Raw genomic sequence first — 2,757 nt, forward strand, 5'->3', positions numbered from 1 at the left:
TGATGTGAGGAAAAATAGAGAGTAATACTAAATTGATTACACCTAGGCATGTTGCTAAAAACAAGTGAAAATAATGAGTTTCTGATAAACCTAGTTTGGTAAAGATCCAAAAAACGGGCCAAACAACACACCACCATAACCATGTTGTAGCAGCAACAAACCCAACAAATACTACAACAATAACTAATAAAGGTATTGGTGCGAACAGGAGTCCTGGTAACATAAACGCTCCAATTTTTGATTCGCCTTCTCTGTATTCACCAATTGCTAAATAACAGTAAGTAACTAGACACAAAACTATCAAAGCAGGAGCGATTCCAGCCTGTAATATTTGATCATAGGTAATAAAAGATGTGGGTATACCAAATTTTGGGCTCTATGTGAATCCTAGTGGGTAGTGCGATAATAATACCATGAATAATGAATCTTTATTTAGTATGGCTTTAGGCTTACAATCGCCTTGGAAAGTGGAAGAAATTATCTTTTCAAACGACAATATTTTAGAACAGAATGAACTTCATTTGCAGATAGGTTTTGAATCAGGCGCCCGTTTTGCTGATGAATGGGGGTTCTCTGCCCAGTGCATGATACAGTCGATCGGCAATGGCAACACTTGAGCTTCTTTGAGCATTCTTGCTATCTACATTGCTCTGTTCCTCGCATCACAACAACGGACGGGAAAGTTCGTACTGTAGAAGTCCCTTGGGCTCGCCCCGGCAGTGGTTTCACTCTGCTATTTGAAGCCATGGCATGGGCACTGATTGAAAGAGAAATGCCCGTCAATCGGGTTGCTGAAATGTTAAAGGTGAATCCACAGCGAATCTGGACGATCTTTAATCACTGGATCGGCAAAGCTAAAATAGCGGATGATGTTTCATCCATTACTCAACTTGGTATAGATGAAACCTCCTCAAAAAAAGGTCACAAATATGTCACTTTAGGTGTCGATTTAGACGAGTCTCGTGTTATTTTTGTCACTGAGGGTAAAGGTAAAGCCACTTTGCATAACCTTCAGGAACACCTTGAAAACAAAGGGGTAGAGAAAGAACAAATTGAACAAATAAGTAGGGATCTATCGCCATCCTTCATTGCTGGAGCCGCAGAGGCTTTTCCATCAGCAGAGATAACCTTCGATCGGTTTCATGTTGTCAAATTATTAAATGAAGCAATGAATCAAGTCAGGATTAGTGAGCGTAAAGAGCATGATGCACTCAAAGGACACAAATATACTTTTTTAAGGAACCGAGAAAACTTAACCAATAAACAAGAAGTTTCATTAGCTGAAATGATTGACCTATATCCTACGTTAGGGCAGGCATATCGATTGAAAGAGCTTTTTAATGACTTATGGTCAATGCCCGATAAAGTATCGGCTGAAGCCTTTCTAAAGCAGTGGTGTGAAGAAGTAGAAAAATCTAAAATCTCAGCATTTATGAAGTTTGTAAAGACCGTTCGGAGCCATTGGTCTGGCATTATTCATTTCGTTGAAACAAAGATTACAAATGGAATTCTTGAGGGAATTAATAGCAAGGTCCAACTGGCCAAACGACGAGCAAGAGGTTATCGCAATATTAATAATTTTATCAATATGATTTACTTTCTTTGTGGTAAGTTAAAATTCGACTACCCACTAGGATTCACATAGAGCCACTTTATTTGTCTCTCCAGGAGGAGCCTTTCGAACAACTCCACGTCCTAAGGACGTGGTTTAATTTTTAATTAATTAAAGAGGAAAGAGAATGAAAAATGTATTAATAGTAGCCTTATTATTTGGTTGGGTATCAACATCCTTAGCGGAAGGGGATTCAGATATCTATATGACGATGGATGGAGATGGTATTGAAGGGTCATACCCTGAATATGAGGATATCTGTGAGGGAGAAGGGGTAAGAGAGCCTTCAATGTCAGACAGGGAGTATGCGGACTTCATAATTGAGTTCCAGAAAACTGAATGTGCATTTACTTTTGAAGTAGGAGGCACTGGCTTTGGGGGAGGAACTGTATTCTATGTTACAGACAAGGGTCACCATGGGTTAGAAATTGCCCCAGGTCACTTTAGTGGAATTAAGTGGGGTTGTTATGGAGGCTCTGTGAAAGGAGCTATGAAAGAAAATATTGGGTCAGGTCAAGAAAATACCAATGAAGTATTAAGTAAGTGCGAAATAGGCTCTAAGGAATATACAAGTTTTGAGCTTGTAGATAGATATGAAGAAAATGGATTTGATGATTGGTACGTTCCATCGATACTTGAATTACATGAAATATATGATGCTCTTGGGGAGCTTGAGATGAGCACTCATGCAGGTTACTATGATAAGTACTTTTGGTCATCAACAAATGAGAATAGTACATATGCTCATAGTCGTAATTTGGTAAATGGTCATAAGGTATATGCTAAAAAGGAGTTAGCTCTTAGTATATTACCAATTAGATCATTCTAAAAAAATAGCGACTCCCCCCCCCGCTGAAAATCAGGGAAACGTAGCCTAAGCGAAGTGATGATTTTTAGTCCGCGATAGCCGTAGGGCCGTTGTTTTGTCGGAGTCTGAGCGTTAGCGAAGGTGGAGACAAAATAAAAGGCCATCCGACACGGCGTCAAGTCATTTGGAGCCTATGTTCCGACCCCTTGTTGGGTCGGGACGAGGTGACGAGGACGAATCGGGGCCGCCGGAGGCATAAGTGGTCGCGTTAAGTTTTTGCTGCTTGCTTGGGCTGGGATGCCCAAAACAAGCTTTCGCAAAAATAGCGACTCCCCGC

2 protein-coding genes and 1 pseudogene are annotated in these 2,757 nt (G+C 40.4%); 2 read left to right on the top strand and 1 reads right to left on the bottom strand.

Going from position 1 to position 2,757, the window contains the following annotated elements; genetic code table 11:
* Positions 1 to 223: hypothetical protein (locus CDZ78_RS22665; protein WP_211200756.1), on the bottom strand; the 223-nt coding region annotated here is incomplete at its 3' end.
* 190 nt (positions 224 to 413) lie between these two features.
* On the opposite strand from CDZ78_RS22665, the pseudogene CDZ78_RS02855 reads away from it, so the two are divergent.
* Together CDZ78_RS02855 and CDZ78_RS02860 are read left to right on the top strand one after the other, a co-directional pair.
* A pseudogene (locus CDZ78_RS02855) lies at positions 414 to 1,645 on the top strand (ISL3 family transposase).
* A 94-nt stretch (positions 1,646 to 1,739) separates the two neighbouring features.
* A complete protein-coding gene (locus tag CDZ78_RS02860) occupies positions 1,740 to 2,441 on the top strand; it encodes an Lcl C-terminal domain-containing protein (protein WP_087868616.1) in 702 nt (233 codons plus the stop codon).
* Positions 2,442 to 2,757 lie beyond the last annotated feature (316 nt).

The organism is Bathymodiolus platifrons methanotrophic gill symbiont (assembly GCF_002189065.1).
Lineage (GTDB): Bacteria > Pseudomonadota > Gammaproteobacteria > Methylococcales > Methylomonadaceae > Methyloprofundus.

Bases quoted from the DNA above. Each gene is read 5' to 3' on its own strand.
- CDZ78_RS02860 (WP_087868616.1), top strand. From the start codon at position 1,740: ATGAAAAATGTATTAATAGTAGCCTTATTATTTGGTTGGGTATCAACA.